The sequence below is a fragment of the Halomonas sp. TA22 genome (genome assembly GCF_013009075.1).
Classification (GTDB): Bacteria; Pseudomonadota; Gammaproteobacteria; order Pseudomonadales; family Halomonadaceae; genus TA22.
Window position 1 is genome coordinate 1,630,262 of record NZ_CP053108.1, and the last position, 25,978, is coordinate 1,656,239.

At 61.8% G+C, this 25,978-nt stretch carries 16 protein-coding genes; 9 read left to right on the forward strand and 7 right to left on the reverse strand.

Features of this window, described 5'->3' with window-relative positions; genetic code table 11:
• Nucleotides 1-66: 66 nt before the first annotated feature.
• The 4 genes from HJD22_RS07665 to HJD22_RS07680 all read right to left on the reverse strand — a co-directional run bounded on the left by HJD22_RS07665 (nucleotide 67) and on the right by HJD22_RS07680 (nucleotide 7,536).
• Nucleotides 67-2,907, reverse strand: coding sequence for an EAL domain-containing protein (locus tag HJD22_RS07665; protein ID WP_208656043.1), 2,841 nt, complete (start codon nucleotides 2,905-2,907; stop codon nucleotides 67-69).
• A gap of 48 nt (nucleotides 2,908-2,955) precedes the next feature.
• The gene (locus HJD22_RS07670; RefSeq protein ID WP_208656044.1) at nucleotides 2,956-3,474 is read right to left on the reverse strand and encodes a hypothetical protein; all 519 of its coding nucleotides are present in this window, start codon (nucleotides 3,472-3,474) and stop codon (nucleotides 2,956-2,958) included.
• 4 nt (nucleotides 3,475-3,478) lie between these two features.
• Nucleotides 3,479-3,886: a hypothetical protein gene (locus HJD22_RS07675; protein ID WP_254280832.1), complete on the reverse strand. Its 408-nt coding sequence runs from the start codon at nucleotides 3,884-3,886 to the stop codon at nucleotides 3,479-3,481.
• 209 nt (nucleotides 3,887-4,095) lie between these two features.
• Entirely contained in the window at nucleotides 4,096-7,536 is a 3,441-nt protein-coding gene (locus HJD22_RS07680; RefSeq protein ID WP_208656046.1) for a hypothetical protein, read from the reverse strand.
• A 190-nt stretch (nucleotides 7,537-7,726) separates the two neighbouring features.
• On the opposite strand from HJD22_RS07680, the gene HJD22_RS07685 reads away from it, so the two are divergent.
• Entirely contained in the window at nucleotides 7,727-8,443 is a 717-nt protein-coding gene (locus HJD22_RS07685; protein ID WP_208656047.1) for a DUF3581 family protein, read from the forward strand.
• A 30-nt stretch (nucleotides 8,444-8,473) separates the two neighbouring features.
• Here HJD22_RS07685 and HJD22_RS07690 read toward each other — a convergent pair whose 3' ends face one another.
• The gene (locus tag HJD22_RS07690) at nucleotides 8,474-9,487 is read right to left on the reverse strand and encodes an acyltransferase (protein ID WP_208656048.1); all 1,014 of its coding nucleotides are present in this window, start codon (nucleotides 9,485-9,487) and stop codon (nucleotides 8,474-8,476) included.
• A gap of 183 nt (nucleotides 9,488-9,670) precedes the next feature.
• Between HJD22_RS07690 and HJD22_RS07695 the strand changes: the two genes are divergently transcribed.
• The 3 genes from HJD22_RS07695 to HJD22_RS07705 all read left to right on the forward strand — a co-directional run bounded on the left by HJD22_RS07695 (nucleotide 9,671) and on the right by HJD22_RS07705 (nucleotide 14,641).
• A complete protein-coding gene (locus HJD22_RS07695) occupies nucleotides 9,671-10,570 on the forward strand; it encodes an esterase family protein (RefSeq protein WP_208656049.1) in 900 nt (299 codons plus the stop codon).
• 268 nt (nucleotides 10,571-10,838) lie between these two features.
• Nucleotides 10,839-12,356 (forward strand): GGDEF domain-containing protein, encoded by a 1,518-nt coding sequence (locus HJD22_RS07700; RefSeq protein ID WP_208656050.1) that lies wholly within the window; start codon nucleotides 10,839-10,841, stop codon nucleotides 12,354-12,356.
• Nucleotides 12,357-12,517: 161 nt separating this feature from the next.
• Nucleotides 12,518-14,641, forward strand: a complete 2,124-nt coding sequence (locus HJD22_RS07705) for a methyl-accepting chemotaxis protein (RefSeq protein WP_208656051.1) — start codon at nucleotides 12,518-12,520, stop codon at nucleotides 14,639-14,641.
• 159 nt (nucleotides 14,642-14,800) lie between these two features.
• Here the strand turns inward: HJD22_RS07705 and HJD22_RS07710 are convergent, their stop codons facing one another.
• Complete coding sequence (locus tag HJD22_RS07710) at nucleotides 14,801-18,487, reverse strand: S41 family peptidase (RefSeq protein ID WP_248730157.1); 3,687 nt, start codon at nucleotides 18,485-18,487, stop codon at nucleotides 14,801-14,803.
• Between the two features lie 159 nt (nucleotides 18,488-18,646).
• On the opposite strand from HJD22_RS07710, the gene HJD22_RS07715 reads away from it, so the two are divergent.
• From HJD22_RS07715 to HJD22_RS07735, 5 genes are all read left to right on the forward strand, one after another.
• On the forward strand, nucleotides 18,647-18,967 hold the full coding sequence (locus tag HJD22_RS07715) for a thioredoxin family protein (RefSeq protein ID WP_208656052.1): 321 nt from the start codon (nucleotides 18,647-18,649) through the stop codon (nucleotides 18,965-18,967).
• 70 nt (nucleotides 18,968-19,037) lie between these two features.
• The gene (locus HJD22_RS07720; RefSeq protein WP_208656053.1) at nucleotides 19,038-19,694 is read left to right on the forward strand and encodes a TrkA family potassium uptake protein; all 657 of its coding nucleotides are present in this window, start codon (nucleotides 19,038-19,040) and stop codon (nucleotides 19,692-19,694) included.
• A 27-nt stretch (nucleotides 19,695-19,721) separates the two neighbouring features.
• Nucleotides 19,722-21,086 (forward strand): TrkH family potassium uptake protein, encoded by a 1,365-nt coding sequence (locus tag HJD22_RS07725; protein ID WP_208656054.1) that lies wholly within the window; start codon nucleotides 19,722-19,724, stop codon nucleotides 21,084-21,086.
• Between the two features lie 123 nt (nucleotides 21,087-21,209).
• Nucleotides 21,210-21,977 carry a trehalose-phosphatase gene (gene otsB / locus HJD22_RS07730; protein WP_208657042.1) on the forward strand — a complete coding sequence of 256 codons (768 nt, stop codon included), beginning with the start codon at nucleotides 21,210-21,212 and terminating at the stop codon, nucleotides 21,975-21,977.
• A gap of 72 nt (nucleotides 21,978-22,049) precedes the next feature.
• Complete coding sequence (locus HJD22_RS07735; RefSeq protein ID WP_208656056.1) at nucleotides 22,050-23,447, forward strand: trehalose-6-phosphate synthase; 1,398 nt, start codon at nucleotides 22,050-22,052, stop codon at nucleotides 23,445-23,447.
• A gap of 78 nt (nucleotides 23,448-23,525) precedes the next feature.
• Here the strand turns inward: HJD22_RS07735 and HJD22_RS07740 are convergent, their stop codons facing one another.
• Nucleotides 23,526-25,961: a membrane-bound PQQ-dependent dehydrogenase, glucose/quinate/shikimate family gene (locus HJD22_RS07740; protein ID WP_208656057.1), complete on the reverse strand. Its 2,436-nt coding sequence runs from the start codon at nucleotides 25,959-25,961 to the stop codon at nucleotides 23,526-23,528.
• Nucleotides 25,962-25,978 lie beyond the last annotated feature (17 nt).

The following is a 25,978-nucleotide window of genomic DNA, read 5'->3' on the forward strand; positions in this document are numbered from 1 at the left end:
TCGAGGGAGGCGTCGTCCTGCGGCATCTCGCTTCCTTGACATACGGCTGGCATCTTGCCGGCCGGTTTAATGACCTTTCACGGCATCTTCGAAGAAAGCCGTTTCCATCAGCATCGGCCGTCCCAAATGGTAACCCTGACCATATTCGATTCCATAGGATTGCAGCAGGGCCAGTAGCGCTTCCTCCTCGACGAATTCTGCAATCGCCTGCTTGCCGAAATCCTTGGCCATGTCGGCGATGGCTCTGACGATGACTCGGCTCTCAGCGTTGTGGGCCAGGTTGCGGATGAACGAGCCGTCGATCTTGATGTAATCCACGGGCATCTGGCTCAGATAGTGGAAGCTGCTGAAGCCGACGCCGAAGTCATCCAGAGCGGTGCGACATCCCAGATCGCGCATCGCCTGTATCACGCCGCGTGCCGTCGAGAAGTCGGTGACGGCAGCGGTTTCGGTCACTTCGAGTATCAGGTGACGAGGGTCGGCCCCAGTGGCGGCCAGCTCATCGATCAGGAACTGCTTGAGCCCGCTGTCATGCAGAGACTGGCCGGAGAGGTTGACCGCCAGGCTGATGCCCTTGTGCTGTATCGTCTGAAGCGCCTTGAGGCTATGGCGCAGCACCCAGCGATCCAACTGAATGATCTGGCCGCTGCGCTCGGCCACCGGGATGAAGCGGCCAGGGGAAATGAGGCTGCCATCCTCATCGCGCATGCGCAGTAGCACCTCGTAATGGCGGGTATCGAGATCGGAGAGTCTTACGATGGGTTGAACCATCAGGGCGAACTTGTCCTCCTGCAGTGCCGTGCGCAGCCGCTCGACCCAATAGACGCGCTCCTTGAGCTCATCCTTGGTGTGCTCGAGGGTGGCCAGCAGATGCCAGCGTTGTACGCCGCTCTCCTTGGCCTTGTACATGGCCACATCGGCACTGGCCATCAGATCGGTGGGGTTATCGCCATGGGCCGGGTAGCAGGCGATACCGATGCTGGCGTTGGCGCGATGGCATCTGCCATCTAGATGCAGGCTGATGTCATCCATCAACTTGTCGATCTGCTTGGCTGTCTGTACCGCCTGGTCGGCATCGATACCTTCGAAGAGAAACGAGAACTCATCCCCGCCCAGACGGGCGATGACGGCCTGGTGGCCTATCTCCTGGAGTAGGTTATGGGCTACCAGGCGCAGCAACTGATCGCCGGCATGATGGCCGCTCAACTCATTGACGCCGCGAAAATGGTCCAGATCCATGAACATGACCACTCCGTGGCCTCCTCGGATCAGGGCTTGATCCAGCGCCTCCTGAAAGAAGCGGCGGTTATAGAGTTCGGTGAGCGGATCGCGATGGGCAAACCAGGTGAGTCGTGACTCGGCATACTTGCGCTCGGTGATATCCAGCCCCACTGAAATGCGCGCAAGCGAAGGGGAGTGAGTGGCGGCCAATGGCGAGTGGTACCAGACGATGATGCGTTGGCCTTCGAGGGTCTGTAGCGTGCGCTCATCCTGTGGCGGGGACTCCTCCAGTGACGTTGGGAGTAGACGATACTCCGGAGGGAAGACCTCATCGAAATGGCGACCGAGAAGCAGGGTTTCGCTTTGTCCCAGCAGGCCCAGTGCATAGTCATTGACCAGAGTAATCAGACCTTGATCATCTTGAGTCAGGATCAGCGCATGGGCGGTATCCAGGATGCTGCCGACGAAATCGCGCTCCTGGCCCAGCTCTTCCAGGCGCACGGCGAGCTGCTCGCCGCGTAGTTGCACTTCCTGCTGCAGGGTTTCCAACTGATGTGAGAGCTCGAGTGTGGTGTCCTCCAGGACATCGATCTCGTCGCTGAGACGGCGCCTTGGCAAGGGGATGCGATCCCGGGTGCTGGCGAAGCCCCCCTTGGCAAGCTCCGGCAGCACAAGCGCCAGGCGTCTCAGGCGGACCATCGGCTGCCAGAGGATGAACAGCAGCATGAGTTCGGCGGTCATCCATCCCCCAAGACCCGCGATGAGCAGGGTGCGAGTATCCCGGTCGATCGCCGCCAGCGATTCGGTGATGTCGGAGAGCAGCAGGAAATAGCTGCTGCTCTCATTGCCCTCTTCAGCCAGCTGCACCGCAGAGAGTTCGATCTGGCGGTCTTCGTACTCCAGGCGATAGGGGGCCTGAAGCAACGCTTCCAGTGTGATCTGGCGAGATGCCTCCTGCAGCAGGGGAAGGGTCGCTTGTTGATGGGTCAAGGTCGTCAAGTGGCTGCTCCATTCAGGCAGGCGTCGCATCTCGGCGGCAGGCGGAGCCTCGTCCTCCGGTGCGGTGACCAGCAGACCAATATCGCTGCCGGAGACCTGCTGCGCATGACGGGTGACATCGGCAAGCGATCGAGTCACGATCACCATGCCCACACTCTCCCCCTCGACCAGGATCGGCGCTGCAGCGTACTGATAGCAGTCGCTCCAGCAGCGCAGATCCGTCAGAGGCGTTTCGGTAGCGATGACCTGCTGGACCCAGTCGCGAATCGGTGCGTCGCTGGTCTGCTGATGTCCCCCTAGCGTGGCCAGGCTATTGCCGGCCATATCGAAGATCAGGATCTCCTCGATGCCCGCCTCGATCTGGAGGGTGGGCCATTGCGAGGCGAGTGCCGTCTGGATGGCCTGCTCTTGGTCCATTTCCAGCGCCGTCCCCAGGTTTGGAGAGGCTGCAGTCACGCCGGCCAGTTGCTGAAGGCTCTCCTCGGAGCGGCTCAAGGCCAGGGCGATCTCGCGGCGCTGGCGCTCGGTGTGGTCGTCGCGGCTCGCTTGAAACTGGCGTACCAGCGTGTCATGGCCAAGCCAGGTGAAAAGTGTGGCGAGCGCCAACAGCAGCAGGCTGCTGAGAAAAATCACCCGCCAGGTCAGGCTCATGCGGTGGCGCCTGTCGGAGGGTAAGACTGTCGTCATGTCATGCGTCCCTGCGCGATGGTGACGTGAGCGGCATCGGAATGCCATTTAGAAACGCACGGCGAGCTGAAAGAGCAACATGCTCCAGCGGCGCTGTGTTTCGCTCGGATCGGGGTTGTCCTTTAGCGGGAGCCAGCCGGTACCATCCACATGATGATACTCCGCCGTCAAGCTCCACAGCTCCTCGTTCCATTGCAGCGAGAGGATGGCCGGCTGAAAAACGAATTCGCCATCACCAAACGCCGGGTCTTGCGAGTCGAATCTGGCCGTGGCGCTGGCCGCACTCAAGGCGCCCACGAAGCGTCCTCCATCGTGTTCATGGCGAAGCTGGCCGATACCGACCTGGGCGCGCAGGTTGCCGCCTTTCATGCGCTCCTCCAGATAGAGGCTGATGCCATCTCCAGCTACTCCCAGGGAGCGGATGCGGTCGAAGTAGATCGATTGCGGCAGCAGTATGCTGAGGCGGGTGAACTCCACGTCACGGGTCTGGTTGTAGAAGCCCAGCGGGTTCTTGAAACGTCCGACTTGCGCTGCTGACTGGAGACCGGCCAGTGCAAAGCGCGCCATGGACCTACTCCATGGGTATGACTTGGACGCGCTCATCCAGATATTCCTTGTTCAGGTAGCCGAACCCGCCGGAGGTCGTGGCGATTCGCTCCAGCAGCTCGGGTTGGGTATCGGCCCTGTTGGGGGCCTGCCCGATACCCGAGAAGACCATACGGTCCCAGGAGAGTTGAAGCTGACGGGGATAGATCGCCAACCTTTCTTTGGCAAAACGCCGATGGACGGGGTGATCGTTGGGTAGCACGAAGACACGCACCGTCTGGCCATTGGGCCAGGTTCGCTGACGCATGGCAAAGATTGCCCGTACGGTGTCGCGATTGAGGCTCAGGGGAGCGACATCGCGATTGGCAACGAGCAGAATCGACGACTCCTCGGCGACGCTCTCGCGGGTATCAAGCAGGAGAAGCAATACCAAGGCCAGCGGGCCTAGACACGCCACGAGTCGTTACGCCCGGTGGTGGTGTCGGCCATTCGGACGCACTTCGCTGCGGGTAGTGGCTTTGGCAACGTCGAGTGTGGTCTCGAATTCGCTAGAGGTCGATAAGTAAGTAAGTATGTAATAATTGTGCCTCCTTGCGATAATTAGCCGATGCAAGTGTTTATTTTTATCATAGCAGGGTTGTCTTAATCGTTTGGTGCTAGTAATTCCTCTAAATTAGCACTGATTGCGTCGAGCGAATCGATCCACTCACGATTTTCCTGCGAATTTACCGCGCGTTGGCTGCGCTCATACCATTGACGTGGCCGACGCCAATGCCAGTGTCGTCGTCCCGCCTCGAGCTCGACCCCGAGCCTTAGCAGGCCGTAGCGGGCGAACAAGCGACCCTCGAGCTTGCGATCTTGAAGTGCCAGGTCGGCGAGCAGTTCCAGAGGCTCGGCCCGAATTGCCAGGTCGCGCAGGTGGATGGCGCTCTCATCGATAGCGACACTTGCCGCTCCATACACGTCGCTTACGGTAAGTCTTTGACGCAACCACTGCCGCTGCCTGGCGGCATCCACGAAGAGGTCGACCAGCAGGCCGCTATCGCGCAGGGCCAAGTCCAGCTGGGCATCCAGCGCCAGCGGTTGCTGCCAGGTCATCTCGCCTCGCGGAATCCTCAGGTGTGCCCACCAGCCATGTACCCGAGGGCCATCCTCACTCTCGAGGCGGACATTATCGAGACGCAGGCTCGAGCCGGAGAGGTCGAACCTCATGCTCTCCAGATCGCCATTGGTCAGCTGGGTGTCCAGACTCAAGGCCCCGTGCAGCCGTTGCGTCTCGATAGCGAGACTTGCGTCAGGTGAGCGAAGGCTCAGCGAGCCGCTGGCCGACAGGCCCGAGAGGCGCAGCTGCGTGGCAAGCTCCGCCCGACCAGAGAGCAGTTCGATACCGGCATCTTCAGGAAGGTAGGCGTTGAAGAGCGCCAGGTCGGGCGCGACGAGATAGGGCATCTCGATCTGGGTATCGAGCTGCTGCAGCCCCTGTTCGAGATCGAAGCGTCGCGCCTGGCTATGCAGAGTGAACAGGCGTCCTGCAATGAGTTCACCATCGCTATCGCGCCGGCGCAGGCCGAAGCTTGGTAGATCGAGCGTCAAGCTGGCGAAGGGCCGCTGCCCCTTGCCAAGTATCTCGAGCGTCAGTGAGCCGTCACCCAGCGCCTCGTAGTGTAGAAAGCGTGCCCCGAGGCGGCTCGAGAGGATGCGCAGCCGGCTGCCCTCGCCAAGCCTGCCCTCATCGAGCGTCAGCTCGGCGGAGAGTCGCCCGTCACCCGTGATTTTCAAGCCATGCTCGTCGGGAAGAAAGGCATTGATGAAACCGAGATGGGTGAGTGAGCCCTCGAGTTGAAGGATGCCGCTGGGCGCACGGCTTGGTGAATCGGCTGGTCCGGACCAGTCGAAGCCGCCGCTGAATCGAGCACGCGGGGCCAGCAGTAGGGTACGCAGCGGCGCCTCGGTGTCTGTCGACGACGCTTGCACCGAGAGTCGACTTCCGGAAATATCCAGCTGCCGGTTGGCCAGGTCGGCCTCGCGTATCTGCAGCTCGAGTGCCAGTTGCCCGGTGAGCCGCTCCTCCAGCAGCTGAGCGGAGATGGCATCGCCGGACAGCTGGAGCTGACCGCTCAGGGTATGGTCGCGATAGGAGAGCGCGCCCGTGCTGCGCGCGCTGCCGGCGAGCAGGCGCAGTGGCGCCTGCCCGGGGAGATAAGCGTTGAGCACGGCGACATCGGGCAGCTGCGCCTCCTGCCATTCAGCTATCAGGCGCGGTCGGCTTAGTGGCCTGTCCAACTGGGGAGCATCGCCCTGGGCGAAGAGGGCCAGGCTGCGGGCCTGGAAGACGCGACGATCATCCGACAGGCGGTGCAGCGTGGCATCGTCGACATCGAGCGAGAGCAGGGCTTCGGGATGGGCTTCACCCTGTTGGATGTCGATGCGCAGTCGCCCGTCGCCAGTGGCCCGGAAGTCGAGAAAGCGTCCGGCGAGCTGCTCCGAGCGGACCTCGAGCCGACTGCCCGGCAAGAGCAGGTCTCGGTCGAGCCGCAGTGCTGCCTGTAAGCGTCCTCCGCCCTCCAGCGAGAGCCCCTGGCCATCGAACGACTCCGTCAGGAACGGGTCGAGCCAGCCCAAGTTGGCGACTTGCCCGGCGATCTCGACCTCTACCTGCCATGCCGGCGGTGTGTCGTCGAGGTTGGCATCGAGGGTCTCCTCGGCCATGGCGTCTGGCGCATCGAAGCGTGCCACGGGGAGGGTGAGTGAGGTGGCGAGCGGAAGCGGATCGTCGTCGCTCGATGCCGCCTGAAGCTCGAGCCGGGTACCGGAGAGGTCGAGCCGCCGCGCGGCCATGTCGAGCATCGGGATCGCCACGTGCAGCCCTAGCGTTCCGATGATGGGATTATCGCCAAGATTCACCGTGACGTGGCTGCCGGTAATGTCGAATTCGCCGGCGAGCTGGGTATCGACAAGCTCAAGCTCCCCGCGTAGGCGCGCCTCGCCAGTACTGAAGTCGAACGGCAGTGGCTCGGGCAGGTAGCGATTGAGCAGCGAGATATCGGGTACCAGGGCGTCCTGCCACTGCAGCGAGGCGCCATGCAGCTGCAGGGGAGCAGGGGCGAGCGCAACGGCAGAGGTGGTCAGCGCCAAGTGAAACCCATTGCCTTTCAGAAGCGGCCTGTGACGCTCTCCCTGGTGCATCTGCATGTCATCGAGGGTCACCGAGAGGTGGGTTTGCCGCGCTGACTCCCCTTCGTCCCGGGAGGCTCGAGAGGCCATCTGGGCGGCACGGATCGTGCCGGCGCCGCTCAAACGGTACCGCTCGCCGTCACCTGCGAAGTGGGCCTCATCCAGCGTTACCCCCAGGGTAGGGGAGGTCAGGCGCAACTCACTGCCGGGCATGAATTCGCCGCTCACGATGTCGAGATGCCCCTCGAGCTGACCGTGCCCCTCGAGCGTCAGCCAGTCGATGCCAGCCAGGTAGCGGTTGAATACATCGTAGGCATCGCTGCGGCCAGTCAAGGCCATTTCCCCCGTGACGAATTCCATCGCGCTGGCGCCGGGATGTTCGGCAAGCGTAAAGGGAGCAAGCCGAAACCGGGCATCGAGCTGGATATCGTCGGTAAGTGTCAGTTCGTCATGCGCGAGGGTACCGGCGTCTAGCGTCAGCGCAAGCCGCTCGAGTGAGAGGCGACCCTGCTGCCAGCGCAGCTTGGCGAGCCGCAACGCGCCGCTGCCGGTCATTCGGTAGCCATCGAAGCGTGCCTGCTCGACGCCGTGTGCCGTTGCGCGAGTGAGTTGCAAGGTGCGCCTCGCCAATGGCCATAGTGCAATCCTGGTATCGACCTCATCCAGGGCAAGGGCGAGGTGGCGTTGCGCCGTGAGCACTTCGACCCTGAGATCGTGCAAGCGTAAATGGCCTGGATAGGCCGTCCATGCAGAGGTCCATGTCAACGTGAAGCGCGCAGGCGCCTGGTTGATTCGTGCCTGTAGCCGATCGGTATTGAGCAGAGCATTGGCGAGCACCAGGTAGAGCAGCTGCAGCACGACCAACAGCATGAGAATCCTGATCATCCAGCGTATTGGGGTTCGACCCATGGACCTCATGCGTATTGTTCTAGCATCCGATGCATGCTATCTCCTGTGTCTGGCGGTGAGCGCGGTGGACTATGACTTCGGGTATGGTACAACCTGCTGCCTGGACAAGGGGCTCCATCGTCATCATCTGCACTGATGATGCATTGGCACGATAATTAATACGTTTTATTTTTTGCGCGGGCAGGAATGCATGTTTCTCGATGATTTTCACACGGTCAAGGATGGCCGAATCTGTATCTCGGCGGATCAGGCCAGTCATTTCGCCAAGCGCATTGCCGGCGATTACAACCCGATTCACAATCCGGAAGCGCGGCGATTCTGCGTGCCTGGCGATCTGCTCTTCTCGCTGGTGCTGATGCGGTTCGGGCTGTCGCAGCACATGAGCTTCCGCTTCCTGAGCATGGTGGGTGCGAGCGTGCCCTTGAGTCTCCATGAGCATGACGATGGCGAGATGAGCGTCGTCGATGCGAATGGCAAGGTCTATCTCGAAGTCGAGCGCAGCGGTGACATCACCCATGAGGAGGCGGTGGTGGAGGCGTTCGCACGTCGCTATGTGGCGTTTTCCGGCAAGAACTTTCCGCATTATCTCAAGCCGCTCATGGAGCAGCAGGGAGTCATGTTCAACCCGCAGCGCCCCCTGGTGATCTATGACAGCATGGGCTTTTCGCTCGAACGTCTGGATGCCGAGGCGCTCAGTCTGGAGCTTTCCGACTCCTCCTTTGACGTGGCGGGAAAGCGTGGCGATGCCCTGCTGGAGTTCCGCATGACGGCCCAGGGCAAGGAGATCGGCCACGGCTCCAAGAAGCTCGTGGTCAGTGGCTTGCGTGAGTACGACGCCGAGGAGATGGACGCGATCGTCACCGAATTCTATCGGCTCAAGTCCCGCTATGAAGCAGCTGCCGTTTAGCCGCTCATCGCTACATGGCGGCTCTCTTGTCTAGCGGATCGCCAGCTTCTTGCCAAAGAGCATGCCTCCCCAGGGGACGCGATTGACCAGGGCATTGAGCCCGATCGATCCACTGAAGCCCACGACGATCAGTAACAATGCATAGACCGGCAAGGGGAAGGCTGCCCACTGGTCGACGAAGTCCACTACCGCGAAGAAGAGCGGATGCGCCAAGTAGATACCGAAGGAGTACTCATTGATCTTCTTCACCACTGGCGGTGCGCTCCTGTCCTTCAAATAGTGCATCGAGCAGAGCGTGAAGAGGATGAATAGCGGTACGACCCAGGTCTCTTTCGACGAATGCTCGAGCCATCCGAACAGGGTGAGCAGTGCCACCAGAGCGACGAACGCCACCAGCCAGATTGGCCTTGCCAACGTACGCAACCACGGTATCTGGTCCTGGTTCGGATAGTGGCTTACCAACAGCAAGGCAAGGAAGAACAGATAGATCCAGCCAAGCGGGGCAATCCATAGCAAGTAGCCGGGTGGATCGATACCCAGCCAGCGGGTCAATCCCCAATAAAGAATGCTGATGATGCTGCCGATCACGACCCATGGGCCGGGCTTGAGCCACCGCTCGAGGTGGTAGCGGGTATAGCACCAGTAGAAGGCATAGAACTGCATGGCGATGATAAGAAAGTAACCATGCCAGCCTGCATAGACCAGGTACATGGTAAGGTTGTGAAGAAATCCCAGCTCGCCGCCGCCCAGGTTGACGCGGAAATACTCCGCCGTGGAGTAGATCAATCCATAGACCAGGTAGGGGAGCATCACATACTTGACTCGGTTGGCCAGAAATCTCTCGGGAATCGTATTTCCATAGCGCACCGAGAACAGGAAAATCGAAATGAAGATGAACGTGGGGGTGCCCAGCACGGTGGGGATACGAGCCAGATCGACATAGACGTTGTCGATGCGCAGGTTGATTCGATCAAGAAAGTGAAAGAAAAAGACCGCGATACAGCCATGAAAGCGTAGCCAGTAGATCTCCTCGATTCGTTTCATGGGCTCCCCGGATACTGGCTAGGATGGATGGCATATGCGCTAGTATTCAATGAACGTTGAACGAAACATGCTCGACCCGCTGTCATAGCGTAATATACTAAAATAATTGCACACCAATTTTCCCCACTCCAGGCTATGGCATGTCTCGCCTGTCCTGGGTTGGGCGCTTGATCGGAGTGTCCATTGGGTAAGCAGCAGGTAAGCACAATCAGGCGTCTCAGGCTTGCCTTTGGGGCCTTGATCGGACTGCTGTTCGCCGGCCCCACTCTGGCAGGGCAGGTATCCCACCATCACTTCTTTTCTGACGCCTTGGGCCGCCATTATCCCTATAGTGTCTATCTGCCTGATGGCTATGCCGTCACTCAGCAAGCCTATCCGGTACTCTACCTGTTGCACGGCTCCAACCGCCATGGCACCGACTGGATTCATCAAGGCAGGATTCAGGAGACCGTCGAATGGTTGATGAGCCAGGGGCGAATTCCCCCGACGGTGATCATCATGCCCAGCAGTCGCAGCTGGTGGGTGGATGGGCACAATGAACCCGCCCGTACCGCTTTTCTCGATGACCTGCTGCCGCACATCGAAACTCACTGGCACGTCCGTGATGACAGGCAGGGACGGGCCATTGCCGGAATATCGGCGGGGGGATACGGTACCCTCAATTTCATCCTCGAGCGTCCCGAGCTGTTTTCGGCAGCCGCGGTGCTTAGTCCTGCCAGCTATGCCCCCTTGCCCCCGGCCAACTCATCGGCTCGCCGCCACGCCGCCTTCCTTACCCCTGAAGGGGAGTTCGACGCCGCGCTATGGGACCGCCTGAACTATACCAGCCACCTCGACAGTTACATGACGAAACAGCAGCGCGTGCCGCTCTACCTGAGTGCCGGCAATCGTGACCGCTACGATGCCGTGCGCCATGCACAGCAGATCTACGATGCGCTGCAGTGGTATCAGGCGGACGACATGACGTTGGAAATCTTTCGAGGAGGCCATACCTGGCGGGTCTGGAACGCCAGCCTGCCCAGCGCACTCGAGTTCATCTTCCGCCATACCCAGGGCCCCAGCCAATTGACGATCTCCGAGTAGGAGGTGGATGTCGGCATTTGGTGTGGGTGCTATCCCGCAAAAATTGTTAGGTTTTGTTACTTTGCTGCTTGACGTCTCATGCGTAAACGTCAACTATTGTAACCATCCTGAGTAGGGCGCTGAAAAAAGGATTATTGCTCGCCTACCATGTCAGCGCACCATAATTAAAAAACGGCGTTTTCAATTCAAGCTGTTTAAAAAAACGGTACGTAGATAGCCCCGCATCGTCGAGCGGAACGCTTGCGATTTGGGGAAAGGAGAATACATTTTGTTACCGTACGCGCTTCGTCAGTCTCTCGAGAACTGCACGCAACTACCCTCCCTGCCCACGGTAGTGCTGCGCGTTATCGAGCTTGCCCGCGATCCCGACGCCTGCATCAGGGATATCGTCACTACCATCGGCAGCGATCCGGCGCTCGCGGTGCGCCTGCTCTCGCTGGCCAATACCGTCTATTACGCCAATCATACTCCAGTCGAGGATCTGCAGCAGGCGGTCAATCGTATCGGTATCGAACGGACGCTGTCGCTTGCCCTGGGGTGCAGCTTGGTCTCGGCAAGCGATAACGAGTCTGCGCAGGGGCTGAATCTCGAGCACTACTGGCAGCGTTCGCTGCTATGTGCCCTCAATGCCAGGTCACTGGCGGAGTCGCTTGGCCTGGAGGCAGAGAGTGGCGTGCTGTTCACGGCCTCGCTGCTGCAGGATATCGGCATGCTGGCGATACACGCGGTAGATGGCGAACAATACCAGCCTCTGCTCGATCAGGCGGACCACCACCGGGCTCTGGTCGCACTCGAAACGCGAACCTATGAAACCGATCACGCCGAGGTGGGCGGCTGGCTGACGGAGCAGTGGCAGCTGTCGGCGCGAACCTCGCAATGGATTCGCCACAGTCATGGCTCGCTGATCAAGCCCGAGAGCCGCGAGCAGAAGGCACAGAACTGCATCATCGCAGCGGGACTGCTCGCCGATGCCTGGCTGAGCGGTGAAGCCGCGTTGAGTGAGACGATGGCATCGCTCGAGCCCTACTTCGGGCTCGAGTCCGCCGAGATGATCGCCAAGATCATGACGCTCCAGGAGCAGCTTCCGGCGGTGGCGACGCTCTACAACATCAGCTTGCCGGAGCGCCTCGATCCCAACCAGCTGATGTTCGAGGCCAAGCTGTTGCTTGCCGAACGCAATGCGCGCCTGCAGCAGGACGTCATCCGCCAGCAGCAGGAGATCGAGGCGTTGCGCCGCCAACAGGAGCTACTGAGCCGTCAGGTGCATACCGATGCGCTGACCAGGCTGGACAATCGCCTGCATCTGGAGCGGTGTCTTAAGACGTTGTTCGAGCGAGCCGGCAAGACGAGCCGGCCTCTGTCGGTAATCTTCATCGATCTCGACCGCTTCAAGGAGATCAATGACGGTTACGGGCATAATGTGGGTGATGAGGTATTGAAGCGTTTTGCCGACATCCTCCGCGAAAGCGTGAAGGAGCATGATTTTCATGCGGGCCGATATGGAGGCGAAGAGTTCCTCGTCCTGCTGCCCGACCAGCCGGCGGATGAGGCGCAACGCTTCGCCGAGCTCCTGCGTTGCCGGGTGGGGGCCGAACCTCTTGCCCATGTCTTGGGTACGCCGATACTCGTCACCGCCTCATACGGTATCGCCGCGGTCGCATGTGATACCCCGTTTGACCACATGACCGAACTGCTCGAGGCGGCCGACCGGAGCATGTACCAGTCGAAACATGAAGGGGGTGATCGCATCACCGTGTTTCCTTCCCTTGCCGCTTCGCTCAACTGATTTATTTAGTTTTTTTATTGATTTTGCATCAATGTTTCCGCGCTGGTGCCGATATTGCGGTTTAGCCCATTACAGGCTTCATACTGCGATATCGGCCTCGCTTGGCCATCTGGCCTGCTCGGCCAGAGCGATATCGCTCTTGACCCAATCAAAGAGACGATATGAAAAGAACTCTCAGTCTGCGTGCGATGCTGATCGGGCTGTTTCTGGCCGCCGTGATCGGTGCCGTCGTACTGGCCGCCACCGGATGGACGACCAATCAGCGCCTGATCGATTCGCAGCGCTTCATCACCGGCGAGGTATTGCCTCAGCAGGATGCCAGCCGCGGCATGATTCTCTCTTTGGGCGCTTTCGGCCAACGTCATACCGACCTACTTGCTACCGACAGCGAAGCGGCTCTGCAGGGCGTGTTGCCCCGCGCCACGCTGAACGAGCGCTTTGGCGAGGCTCGTGAGCGGTTGAGCGTGGCCAACGATGGATCGCAGAGCGCGCGCTTGGCCCGTCTCGACGAGAATTACCAGGCACTGCTCGATGCCGATGCCGCCCTCGAAGCGGTGCGTCAGGAGGAGCTGGCATTGCAGGCCGATATGGCAACACGTATCGCTGAGATGCAAACCCATATCGCCGAGGTAATGGTTAGTGCGGAAGATATGGCCGGGCGTACGATGATTACCGAGGTACGTCAGCGACGTGCATTGCTCGACCAGATCGATGCCTGGCGGGAAGATGGGATGACGAGCCTGCCGACGTCACTGCTCGATAGTTTGCTTGAGGATCGTGTCGATATCGGCCAGATCAGTGGGGAAGTGCGCACTGGCGTGGCGCTGCTCGCCGACATGGGCTGGCAGCTGATGCAGATCGAAGATGGCGACGCGCTGGCCAATCTGCGCGACAACGAGATTGCCCAGCAGATCGATCTCGCCCGCCAGTCGCTGCGCACCATTATTGCCGCACCGAACGCCAACTCCGAGCAGGTCGCTCTGGCGAATGCCCTTGAGGAGGTCATCGTCGAGCTCGATGGCCTGATGGTAGGCCGCGAGGATGCCGTCTATGCTCTGCGCCAACAGCAGATTGCGCTGCATGCGCGGATGGCGTCGGCCCTGACGGGAGTGGAAGTTTCGATGGCTGGCCTGCGCACGGCTCTGGCCGAGGTCGAGGTGCACGTCATCGAACAGGCCGAGCTAGCCGCCATTCAGGCCGAAGAGCTCGCCAATGCGGGGCGTATCCTGCTGATCGTGGTGACGTTGATCGTGATTGTGCTGCTGGCGGTATTTGGCTGGCGCACGCTGGTACGCGTGCTTGGCCCGCTGACGCAGATGCGTAGCCAGATGGAGAACATCAGCGGTGCGGCGGGGCAGAGCGGCGATCTCTCCAAGCGCATGGCGATCAGCCGTCATGACGAGATCGGGCTAACCGCGCAGGCCTTTAACCAGATGATGGATTCCTTCGAGCGGATCGTGGCACAGATTCGCGATGGCGCCCTCGGCGTCGCCTCCAGCAGTCGCCAGATCGCCTCGGGCAACGAGGATCTTTCGCAACGCACCGAGCAGCAGTCCTCGTCGCTCGCCCAGACCGCCTCGAGCCTCGAGCAGATCACCGCGACGGTCAAGCAGACGGCGGAGTACGCCACCCAGGCACGCGAACTGAGCAGCGGTGTCGATCTGCGTGCGCGTTCGGCCGGTGAGGTCGCCGAGCGCACCAATCTGGCGATGAGCGATATCCGTCACTCCAGCGAGCAGATCACCAGCATCGTCAAGGCGATCGACGACATTGCCTTCCAGACCAACCTGCTGGCGCTCAATGCCTCGGTCGAGGCGGCGCGTGCCGGTGAGCAGGGCCGTGGCTTCGCGGTGGTGGCCGGCGAGGTGCGCAATCTGGCACAGCGCAGTGCCGCCGAAGCGGCGCAGATCCGCAAGTTGGTGCAGAACAGTGTGACCAAGGTGGGCGAGGGGGCCAAGCTGGTGGGCTCGACCAGTGATCACCTCAAGGAGATCGTCGGCAGCCTCGAGCAGGTCAGCCGCTTCGTGGGCGATATCGCCGATGCCACCCAAGAACAGTCGATCGGCATCGAGCAGATCAACCAGGCGATTTCGCAACTCGACCAGGTGACGCATCAGAACGCCCGGTTGGTCGAGGAGGCGGCTACCTCGAGCCGCGTGCTCGACGAACGCGCCGCGGAGATGCACGACCTGGTCGGGCGCTTCAAGGTCAGCGATCACCTGGCTGGCGACAGCTCCTGGCAAGCGGCGCTACCGAGCCCCGGCAGGCCAGCGCTGATGTCGTAGCGTTGGCGATAGGGCCTACTGGGGCAGGCCAGTCAATCGCGAGAGGGAACACGATTCGCACGCTGTGGGTCACCGCCGAAGGAGAAGCGCAGATCGGCGGTGAGGAGTGGATCGCATCGGCGTGGGACTGGTGTGGCTGTTCCGCCGAAAGGGCTGGTTCTAGCCCGCCCTTGCCTGTTCGTCGAGCTGCTCCAGCATGTCCTCCACCGCCCGTTCGAGCTGGCGATCGCGTCCGGCAACCTCGTCCTCGGGGGTCTGCTCCACCACCAGGTCGGGCATTGCGCCGTTATGCTCCATGTCGGTGCCGTCGGGCAGATACCAGCCGCGGAACGGGCGGCGTACCGTGGCGCCATCGATCAGCGTATGGCTGTTGGTGGAGATCACCCCGCCGTAGGTCTGCTGGCCGACCAGGGTGCCACGCTCGAAGGTACTGAAGGCATGAGCGAGGATCTCGGCGTTGGAGAAGCTCTTCTCGTTGGCCAGCATGTTGATCGGCAGGATATAGCGCGGCGCATCGAGCCGGTCCTGGGGATAGTGGCCGGCGGCTGAGGAGTCGGCGCCCGAGGGGATCGTATAGGCGTGCTCGCCGGCCATGATCGAGGTCAGTATCCGGTCGGTGGTATGCCCTCCACCATTGTTGCGCACGTCGATGATCAGGCCCTCCTTGCCCTCGGTGGCGGCGTAGAGATCGCCCTGGAAGCCCTCCAGCGAGGTCTGGTTCATCGCCTGGATGTGCAGGTAGCCGAGCCGGCCATCGGAGAGCTCCTCGACGTGCTGGCGATGGCGCTCGAGAAAGGCGTCGTAGCGTAGTCGGGAGAGCTCGGCGTAATTCACCGGGGTGAGCAGGGTGCGGTATGCCTGGCGTTGACCCGGACGTACTACGCTGACGATTACCTCCTGGTCGACGCGACCCCGCAGCCGGTACATCAGCGTCTCGCGCTCCTCGAAGGGCTGCAGGTCGATCTCGGTGATGACGTCGCCGGGCTCGAGCGGCATTGGCCCGCGTGCGGCAGGACCGTCAGGTATCACCTCGGTGACGCGATAGCCGTGTCGGCCATCGCCCAGCACGACACGCTCGTGCTGAATGCCGAGGCGACCCGCGGGTTCGCGTAGTGCCGATCCCGGCCCGGGGTTGGAGACGCCCATGTGCGAGGCGGCGAGCTCCCCCATCAGGCGGTTGGCGATATCGCTGAACTCACTCGAGGTGCGGGCACGCTGGATCAGCGTCTCGTACTCCTCGACCACCGCAGGCCAGTCCAGGCCCTTCATGTCGGGGCGATAGAAACTCTCGCCGATCATGCGCGCCGCCTCGTGAAACTTCTGCAGCGACTGTTGGTGCAGGTCGACCCTGATACGTCCCGCGATATCGAGCTGGCGCTGGTTGCCATTGGCGAGGTTGATCATGCCGACACGCCCCTCGTTGACATAGACGACATGCTCGCCAGTCGTGCTCAGATGCTGCACATTCGCGCTTGGCCCCAGACGCTGCCGGTCGCTGCCGTCCCAATCCATCACGAACAGCCCCTCGTCACCGGCGTTGAACACGTAGCGATCGCCGCCCGGTGTCATCTCGTTGGCGAACTCATGCGAGGGCGAGGCGGTGACGCGTTCGAGGCGGCGCCAGGCGTTCTCCAGATCGAGCTCCACCTCTGTCTCGGAGCGCGAGCCGACCTCATCCTCGGCATCCACAGGCAAGGGGCGGCGCTCCGATGCGGCCACTCTCGCATCACGATAGTAGGTGCTGATCTCCCGCGGCGTATAGGTGTCGAGCTCGCTGTCCAGATAGACGCGGTAGAGGTCGTAGCTGTCCCCCGAGCGGTTGGAGATGAAGGTCAGCTTGCGGCCGTCGGCCGACCAGCGCGGGTTGATGTCGTTGCGCGGATGCCGGGTGATATTGACGGGGTCGCGTGAGCCGTCGGTCGGCACGATGAAGATATTGGCACTGAAATCCAGGTCGTTCTGGGCATAGGCAATATAGCGGCTATCCGGCGACCAGCGCCAGCGCAGAGTGCTGTCCCACCCCTCGACCAAGGTGCGCGTCTCGCCGGAGCCGAGGTCAAGAATCGCCAGGTCACCGCGCCCGCGCCGGAAGACGAGCGATTCGCCATCGGGGGAGGGGCTGGCATTGCGGTCGTTGTGCTCGCTCTGTACCACGGGTTCGATGGCGAACTGCACCGCCTCGTGCCAGCGGGCCGGATCGCGATCCGCGGGCAGGTCCTGCTCCGGCGGCTCGGGGTCGAGCTGGGCTTCGGGAATGCTCTCCGGCTCGGCGACCGGTTCCTGCATTGGCTCGACAATGACCCCGGGGTCGTCGGGGCCGGGCTGGGCTTGAGGATCGGCGGGCATGCCCGGGTCCACCGGGGCGAAGGGGTCGTCGGGGTCTGCCTGCGGGATACCGAGGTCCGGCTCGTCGAGCGTTTCGGGATCGCTTCCCGGTTCGGGGGCGGTTGCAGGCTCCTGCTGCATGGCTGGGGCCTCGTCGTTTGCCGGTTCAAAAGGCTCGCCCGGTTCGGATCGCCGCTCCTCTCTGGGGCGACGGTCGTGTGTGCGGCGAATGTCGTCGCGGGTAAGCGTCACGCTCGCCGCATAGATCGATTCGCTATTATCCTCGTCGTTAGTGAAGTAGAGATACAGGCCATCCGGCGACCAGGCCAGGTCGCGATGTCGCGCGTGGGTGGTGGGCGTCACCGCCCGAGTGGGACTGTGCTCGTCGGTATGGCGTACGTAGACACGGCCGTAGGCGATGTAGGCCATGGTCTTGCCGTCAGGGCTTAGGGCCGCCTCGCTCACGTCCCTGTCGATCTGACGCAGCTCCATGTCGTCGCGCCCATCGTCTGCGGCCTGCAATGTCAGCGGCTGCGGCTCGGCTGACGGATCGTCGAGATCCAGCGTATAGAGCGTGTCCCAGACATGCAGCACCGCAGTGCTGCCGTCCTGCGATACATCATAATGCTGCAGGTCGCGACGATCGAACGAGGTCAGCCGCGCGAAGGCCGCCTCGTCTGTGTCACGGTCGTCGAGATCGGCACGATAGAGGTTGACGGTGTCGAGCTCCCGGTCGGACATGAACAGCAGGCTATCGTCATCGATCCACTGGGCATCGCCATCGTCCCCATCACGCTCGGTGAGCGCCATGAAGCGCTCCTCGTCACGGTCGTAGAGCCACACGTTCATGGCATCCGGGCCATGGTAGTGACGCCGGTTCCAGCCGTGGTAATAGCCGTCGCGAGTGAAGGCGACATGGCGTCCATCGGGGGAGAGTTGCGGGCTCGAACCAAAGGCGTCGTGCAGTCGAAGGAGCTCGCCCCCCTCCGGCGCGATCCAATAGGGGCGCTCGCTGCGGTAGACATCGGCCTCGAGCTGAGCGGAGAAGGTGATGATCGGCTCGCCATCCTCGTCCGTGGCATAGGCGGGATGGCGCAGGTGCTGGTCGCTATGGGTGAGCTGGGTCAATCGCGAGCCGTCGCGGTGGATTCGCCACAGGTTCATGTACCCGTCGCGCATCGAGGCGAAGGTGATCCACTCACCATCGGGACTCCAGCTGGAATGAAGATCATCCAGGCGATGGCGGGTCAGGCGCGTAGCCTGGCCGCCTTCGCTCGAGGCGCGCCATAGATCGCCACCCCAGGAGAAAACGATCTCGGACCCATCCGGACTGACCGAGGGAAAGCGCGGCAGTCCTACCCGCTCAGGCTCTGCCGCCGCCGTGCCGTGCAAGCTTGCCAGTAGTAGGCCAGCAAGCGACAAAGCTGCGCGGCGTCGCGTGGTGTTCGGCGGTGCTGCACTTAGCGGGGTCATGGCGCGAAGTGAGTTACGCAGCCCCAGCGTGCCGTGTAATACCTTCATCGTCGTGCCTTCCTTAGTCTTTGCACTCCCCCAACGTAGCAGCTAAGACAGACAATGAAAAAGTGGCCGGCTGGCTAGAGGGAAGATGAAAGCAGGGAGAAAAAGTCGCCGTGAGGGGTCGAATCAAGTCCATGACCCATCAGGAGGAGCGCGCGCTCAATGAATACCCATTACGCCTCAGTGGAGCCGGCACGTGAGGAAGTCGATGCCATGCACGGGCCTACCGTCATCGAGTTCGGCACACCTTGGTGCGGCTTCTGCATCGATGCCCAGCCGAAGCTCGACATGGCGCTCTCCGCCTACCCAGACGTACGTCACCTCAAGATCGAGGATGGGCGCGGGCGCCGACTGGGGCGTTCGTTCAGGGTCAAGCTGTGGCCGACGCTGATCTTTATGAGCAATGGTGAGGAGGTAACGCGGGTCGTGCGGCCGGCCAGCGCGGAGGCAGTTCGCCTGGCGCTCGAGAGAATTGCCGATTGATTGACCGTTCACCACATCCCCCCTAGGTTTGAAGGCGTATGCGTGCCATCTGCGGAATCGAGGAGAAAGAATGTCTCGGCAATTCGCCATTCTGGGGTTGGGCTATTTCGGCGTGACCGTTGCCGAGGAGTTGCGTCACCGCCATCACCAGGTGCTGGGGGTCGACCCTGACGAGGCGCGCGTCAATGCCCTGTCCGATCTGCTCAGCCATGCCATGGTCGCCGATATTACCGATGAGCAGGCACTTTCCGAGCTCTCGCTGGATGCCTATGACGCCGTGATCATCGACCCCAACGACAATATCGAAGCGAGCATGACCTGCACTTTGCTGGCCCGGGAGCAGGGGGCGCGTGAGATCTGGGTCAAGGCGCACTCGGATACCCACTATCGTCTGCTCAAGCATCTGGGCGCCGACCATGTCGTCTATCCCGAATTCGACAGTGGCATGCGCGTGGCGGAGAGCCTCCACTATCATGCCATGCTCGATTACATCGATCTGGGCGATCGCCACTTCGTCGTCGACCTGGAGGTGACACAGCGGCTGTGCAGCGAATTCGCGACCGTCGATGACCTCGAGCTGAGCAAGCTCGACCTCTCGCTCATCGCCATCAAGCGCGGCCACGAGCTGCTGAAGTCGCCCGAGGGCAATACGTCTCTGGAAGAGCATGATCACCTGGTGCTGATAGGAAACCTGGACGATCTGCGCACGCTGGGCAGGAAGCGCTAGCGTGCCGATGCGGGAGAGCGGACAACGATGAGCCTGCGCCAGCGGCTCGCCCGGCCGCTTGGGCTCTATCCGCATGGCCGGGTAATCCACCTATCGCCCCCCGAGATACTGCTGCTCGGTCTCGTCCTGCTCAGCATCGTCGGCACGCTGCTGCTGCGCTTGCCGATCGCCGCCACCGAAACCCTGCGCTGGAACGAGGCGCTATTCACCGCCACCTCGGCGATCACCGTCACTGGGCTCAACGTGGTCGAGACGGCGGAGCTGACGCGCTTCGGCCAATGTATAGTGCTCGTCCTTATCCAGGTTGGCGGACTCGGCTTCATGACCTTTGCCGCCTTGACACTACTGCTGCTGGGCATGCGCATGCCGCTCCAGGAGCAGAACCTGATTCGCGAAGCGCTAAACCACACCTCGTTCAAGAACCTGGTGCCGCTGGTGCGCCTGGTCATCCTCTTTGCCCTGATCGCCGAAACGCTGGGCGCACTGCTGCTGGCCATCACCTGGGTGCCGACCTACGGCTGGTCAGAGGGCCTGTGGTTCAGCGTGTTCCATGCCGTCTCGGCGTTCAACAACGCCGGTTTCACCACCTGGCCGGACAGCCTGCGCGAGGAGGTCGCCAACCCGCTGGTGAATGGCGTTGTCAGCCTGCTGTTCATCATCGGCGGGCTGGGGTTTGCGGTCATCGCCGAGCTCACCAAGCATCGGCGAAGCCGCAGGCTCTCGTTGCATGCCCGCGTGGTGCTGTATGCCACCCTGTGGCTGAACTTGATAGCCATGCTGGCGCTGCTGCTGCTTGAGTGGGGCAACCCCGATACTCTGGGTGGGCTCGAGTCGATCGGCGCGCGCTTGCAGGCGGCCTGGTTCCAGGCCGTGACGCCACGCACTGCGGGCTTCAATACCTTGGATACCGCGGCGCTGCGTGACCCCTCGACGCTACTGACCATGCTGCTGATGTTTATCGGTGCAGGCTCCGGTTCGACGGCGAGCGGTATCAAAGTGACCACCTTCGTCATCCTGGTGCTGGTGGCCCGCTCCTTCGTGCGAGGCAACCAGCAGCCGGTCGCCTTTGGGCGCACGATCCCCGAGGAGACGGTACTCAAGGCCGTCTCCGTGGCGCTTGCCGGCATGCTGCTGATATTTGCCTGCCTGTTCGTGCTGACCATTACCGAGCCGGGCAAGGCGTTTCTCGATCTCGCCTTCGAGTCGGTTTCCGCCTTCGGCACCGTGGGGCTGTCGCGCGGCGTCACTGCCGAGCTTTCGCTGCCGGGTCAGCTGATCATCATCCTGACCATGCTGCTCGGCCGCGTCGGGCCGATCTCGCTGGGCTACTTCATCGCCACCCGTCAGCCCCACAGCCTGAAGCATGCCACGGGACAGGTACATATCGGCTAGCAACAACGTCTCGGCAAGCCGATGCACGCTAAGCACTGGCGAAAAACGCTGTTGTTACTTACAGTTGAGTAAGGCTTTGGTCTATCGATAGTGAGATTGTTCAACACGGAGGTTCGCCTTTCCATGTCGAGTTCAGAAGATTGCCCTGCATGCCCTTTGCCCCAGGCAGGCGAGGCATGGGCGCTATTTCTCGACCTGGATGGCACCTTGAGCCCTCTCGTTGCCAAGCCAGAAGATGTCGTTCTCGAAAAGGAACTGCTGGAGCTTCTCAAGGCCTTGCATCAGCGGTTGGATGGGGCCCTGGCGGTGATCAGTGGCCGCTCCATCGATGACCTGTCACGACTGCTTTCGCCTCTTGAACTGCCCCTGGCCGGCCAGCACGGTGCCGAGCGCTGCGATACCGTCAATGGCTATTCGCTGCATGAGCCCGACCATGCGGTACTCGAGCGGGCGAGAGCGGAACTGAACCGCTTTCTCGAAGCGCATCCCGACCTGCTGCTCGAGGACAAGGGGATCAGCCTCGCCTTACACTATCGCAATGCTCCCGCCAAGCGCGAAACAATCGAACGCCAGCTGCAACGGCTACGCGATTCGCTGGGCGAGGCATTGATCATGCACGGGGGCAAGTTCGTCTTCGAGCTGCGCACCTCATCCTGCAACAAGGGCGAGGCAATCGAGCGTTTCATGCAGGAGCCACCCTTCGCATCGCGACTTCCCGCCTTCATCGGTGACGACCTGACCGACGAAGATGGCTTTGCGGCCGTCAATGCCCGCGGTGGGCTTTCGATCAAGGTGGGAGAGGGCGCATCGGCTGCAACCTACCGGATGCGCGATATACAGGCTGTCGAGGCGTGGTTGAAAGCCTGTCTGGAACAACTTTCTAAAGCCTAAAGGGGCGTACATAGGTCATGAAGGAAGGGATGTTCCCATGACCGAAAACATCATTTCTTCAAAGGTGGTCTAATGTCCAAGGAACCGGCTAATACACTGATCGTGGTCTCGAATCGAGTACCATCTCCCAAGAAGTCGGGGGGGAACCAGGGTGGATTGGCAGTCGGCGTGATGAACGCTCTGCAGCGCAACGATGGGCTGTGGGTTGGCTGGAGCGGGGAGATCGACGAGGATCGTGATGCACAGCTCCACCACTACACCTTCGAGGATGTACGCTTCGCGACCTTTCCCCTCACCGAGCAGGATCACCAGACGTTCTATGTCGGCTTCTCCAATGAAGTGCTCTGGCCACTGTTCCATTACCGTACCGACAAGGTGGAGTACGATCGCGACAACCTCGACGGCTACCTGCGGGTCAGCCAGCGATATGCCCGCCATGTCGCCACTCTCGTCGAGCCCGAGTCGCGCATCTGGGTGCATGACTATCAGTTGATTCCGCTCGGTCATTTCCTGCGCCAGGCAGGGATAGAGGCGCCCCTTGGCCACTTTCTGCATACCCCGTTCCCGCCCTGGGACGTGCTGCGCATCCTGCCTGAATATGAAGAGCTGCTGCGCTACTTCAGCGCTTATGACGTGATCGGTTTCCAGACCGAGTGCGACCTGCGCAATTTCCAGGACTGTATACGGCATGGCCTAGATGCGACGTTCCATGAAGACGGCATCATCGAGGCCGAAGGACGGCGCTTCAAGGCACAGGCCTTTCCGATCTCGATCGACGTCGACTCGGCCCAGGAGATGGCCAAGAAGGGCATGGAGAGCAATACCGGCAAGCGCCTGGCGAACTCGCTGCGCGATCGCACCTTGGTGATGGGGGTGGATCGCCTCGACTACAGCAAGGGGGTACAGAAGCGCTTCCAGGCCTTTGAACGGCTGTTGGAGAAGGCCGAGCATCAGCATGGCCATGTGGTGTTCATCCAGATATCACCACCCTCGCGTACCGACGTGCCTGAATATGCAGAGTTGCGCACCACCCTCGAGCGGGTCGCCGGGCACGTCAATGGTCGCTTCTCCGACTACGACTGGACGCCGCTGCGCTATCTCAATCGAGGCTACAACCGCGAGTCGATCCTCGGCTTCCTGCGCATGAGCCGTGTCGGTTTTCTTACCCCGCTGCGCGATGGCATGAACCTGGTGGCCAAGGAGTTCGTGGCGGCCCAGGACCCGGAAGATCCCGGCGTGCTGGTGCTCTCCCACTTGGCGGGGGCATCCTGGGAGCTGCAGGAGGGCGCACTGGTCTGCAACCCCTACGATGTCGAGGGGGTTGCCGACATGCTTGATCGTGCGTTGGTGATGCCCCTCGAGGAGCGCAAGGAGCGCTGGAAGAAGATGATCGACGTGCTGCGTCGCCGTGATGTTCACTACTGGTGTCAGCAGTTCCTCGGCGAGCTTGGCGATATCACAACGCCTTAGGCTGCTGACGGCCAGGTAAAGCGAAAATGGAAAGCGGGGCCTGGTGCCCCGCCTGTGTTAGGCCTGGCGAGCACAGGATCACTCCTCCGGCAAGGCATAGGCGATCACGCTATCGCCGAGGGTGGTATCGGCCTGGTAGGCGCCGCCTGCAGCGATGACCACGTACTGGCGGCCTTCGTGCATGTAGGTCAGCGGGATCGTCTGGCCGCCGGCAGGCAGGCGATCCTCCCACAGCATCTCGCCGGTGGCGCTGTCGAAGCCGCGGATATAGTTGTCCATGGAGGCGCTGATGAAGGTGAGTCCGCCCTGGGTTGCCACGGGGCCACCGCTGGTAGGCGCGCCCACCGTCATCTTGAGGCGTGACGGGATACCCAGCGGCCCTTGGTCAAAGCTGGTGCCTAGCGGCCTGGACCAGATGACTTCACCGCTGCTCAGGTCAGTGGCGCTGATGAAACTCCAGGGCGGCGCAGCGCAGGGCATGTCCAGCGGCGAGAGCCAGGCGCTGCGCATCGCTGCCACGGGGGCGCCGAGCATCGGCTGCGCTTGCTGATCGATATAACTGGCATCCTCCTCGCCAATCGGTGCGATGTTGTCCATCGCCTCGGCCTCTTCGCGCGGGTAGAGCACCACTCGTGACGGCATGCGGTTATTGTTGACGATCATCAGGTTGCGTTCGCCATCGAAGGCGGCGCTGCCCCAGTTGATGCCGCCCAGGATTCCGGGGAACTGGAGCATGCCGCCGGGATGATCCAGCGTTGGCGGCGTGAACATACCCTCGTAGCGCATGCGTTCGAACTGGATGCGGCAGTAGAGGTGATCGATGGGCGTGGTGCCCCAGGTATGCGCACCGCTGAACTCCTCCACCGCCTGCCCGGGAATCGAACCGAAGTCGGGCATTTGCGGCGAGAAGCGCTGAACCTCCGAGGTCCAGTCGCCTTCGATGGTGCCCTGGGGCACCGGTCGCTCCTCCAGGGGCAGCAGGGGCTCGCCGGTAGCGCGGTCGAACACGAATACCTGACCATATTTGGTGGCTTGTACCACGGCCGCACGGGGCCCCTCCGGGGTGGGGAAGTCGACCAGTGCCGGCTGGGCGCCCAGGTCGTAATCCCACAGGTCGTGGATCACCGTAGTGAATTTCCAGGCCACTTCGCCGGTATCGGCCTCGACGGCGACCAGCGTGGCGGTGAACTCATCCTCCTCGGGGCTGCGATCCCCGCCGTATTGATCGTTGGTGGGGTTGCCGGTGGGCAGATAGACCAGCCCCAGCTCATCGTCGGCCGATATGGCGGCCCATACGTTGGGCGTGCCGCGCGGATAGACCTCCCCCTCGGGGGGCTGTTCTCCGGGCGTCGTCCATACCGCGTCCCAGGTCCACTGCCACTCACCGGTGATCGCGTCAAAGGCACGCACGGCACCGGAAGGGGCATCGCGGCGCTGATTGTCGGTGACCTGATGGCCGACTACCACCACGCCATTGACCACCATTGGCCCGGAGGTGTTGGAGAGCAGCCCGGGCGCCTGGGGGTCCATGCGATCGTAGAGATCCACCGTCCCCTCCTCGCCGAAGTCGGTACACAGGCTGCCGTCGCTGGCGTCCAGCGCCATCAGACGCCCATCCAAGGTGCCCAGCAGAATGCGTCGCGGGCACTGTTCCACCGGTTCGGCGGTCTCGAAGTAGGCCACCGAGCGACAGGTGGTCGAGAACACATGCTCCAGGGCATCCTCGTCGACCTGCGGATCGAAGTGCCACTGCTGTTCACCGGTGGTGGGGTCCAGGGCGAAGACTTGATTGCTCTGCGAGCAGACGTAAAGCGAGTCGCCGATCTTCAAGGGAGTGTTCTGAAAGGCATACGGGGCGTCTTCGCTGGGCGGCTCGTCGCCGGTATTGAACTCCCAGGACTTCTCCAGCCGCGAGACGTTGTGCGGGGTGATCTGGTTGGCAATGGAGAAGCGCTGGGCCAGGTTGCTGCCACCGTAGGCGATCCAGTCGGTGGAGTCAGGCGTCTCGGCGTCACCGGCGTCGGCGACCGTCGAATGAGTGCCGCCTACCTCGACATGCGCATCCATCAGCAGCATCGCCATGCCCACGGCGAGCCCGGCCAGCACGATGATGCCCAGATAGCGCGAGACTGCAGGTGGCAAGGCGCCGGCACGCCGATAGAGTGCCGGTAGCAACAACAGCGCCACGATCATCAGGCCCAGCAGCAGGCCTGTCCGTGCCAGCAGGTCCACCTGCCATACCGGCATCCAACCTTTGCCGGCTATCTCCCACAGCGACCAGGCGAAGGTCGCCACCACGGTGGCTACGTAGAGCCAGACCCCCACGGGGGCGGTGCGAAATACCAGTACCGCAGACACCAGGATGGCGATGCCGGCGAGAATGAAATAGGGCGAGCCGCCCAAATAGACGAGATAACCGCCGCCCACAATCATGGGCAGGCTGAGTAGTGCCAGTATGCTAGCGAGGGCAAGGAGCGCCCAGCCAGCGAATCCTCGATGCGGTTGATCACTCATGGCTGTCCCTGTCGTCT

What these genes read in the sequence shown, in the direction of transcription:
- HJD22_RS07690 (WP_208656048.1), bottom strand. Translation starts at nt 9,487, where the DNA reads ATGAAACGAATCGAGGAGATCTACTGGCTACGCTTTCATGGCTGTATC.
- HJD22_RS07710 (WP_248730157.1), bottom strand. Translation starts at nt 18,487, where the DNA reads ATGAAGGTATTACACGGCACGCTGGGGCTGCGTAACTCACTTCGCGCC.
- HJD22_RS07685 (WP_208656047.1), top strand. Translation starts at nt 7,727, where the DNA reads ATGTTTCTCGATGATTTTCACACGGTCAAGGATGGCCGAATCTGTATC.
- HJD22_RS07715 (WP_208656052.1), top strand. Translation starts at nt 18,647, where the DNA reads ATGAATACCCATTACGCCTCAGTGGAGCCGGCACGTGAGGAAGTCGAT.
- otsB (WP_208657042.1), top strand. Translation starts at nt 21,210, where the DNA reads ATGTCGAGTTCAGAAGATTGCCCTGCATGCCCTTTGCCCCAGGCAGGC.
- HJD22_RS07705 (WP_208656051.1), top strand. Translation starts at nt 12,518, where the DNA reads ATGAAAAGAACTCTCAGTCTGCGTGCGATGCTGATCGGGCTGTTTCTG.
- HJD22_RS07670 (WP_208656044.1), bottom strand. Translation starts at nt 3,474, where the DNA reads ATGGCGCGCTTTGCACTGGCCGGTCTCCAGTCAGCAGCGCAAGTCGGA.
- HJD22_RS07665 (WP_208656043.1), bottom strand. Translation starts at nt 2,907, where the DNA reads ATGACGACAGTCTTACCCTCCGACAGGCGCCACCGCATGAGCCTGACC.
- HJD22_RS07680 (WP_208656046.1), bottom strand. Translation starts at nt 7,536, where the DNA reads ATGGGTCGAACCCCAATACGCTGGATGATCAGGATTCTCATGCTGTTG.
- HJD22_RS07720 (WP_208656053.1), top strand. Translation starts at nt 19,038, where the DNA reads ATGTCTCGGCAATTCGCCATTCTGGGGTTGGGCTATTTCGGCGTGACC.
- HJD22_RS07740 (WP_208656057.1), bottom strand. Translation starts at nt 25,961, where the DNA reads ATGAGTGATCAACCGCATCGAGGATTCGCTGGCTGGGCGCTCCTTGCC.
- HJD22_RS07735 (WP_208656056.1), top strand. Translation starts at nt 22,050, where the DNA reads ATGTCCAAGGAACCGGCTAATACACTGATCGTGGTCTCGAATCGAGTA.
- HJD22_RS07725 (WP_208656054.1), top strand. Translation starts at nt 19,722, where the DNA reads ATGAGCCTGCGCCAGCGGCTCGCCCGGCCGCTTGGGCTCTATCCGCAT.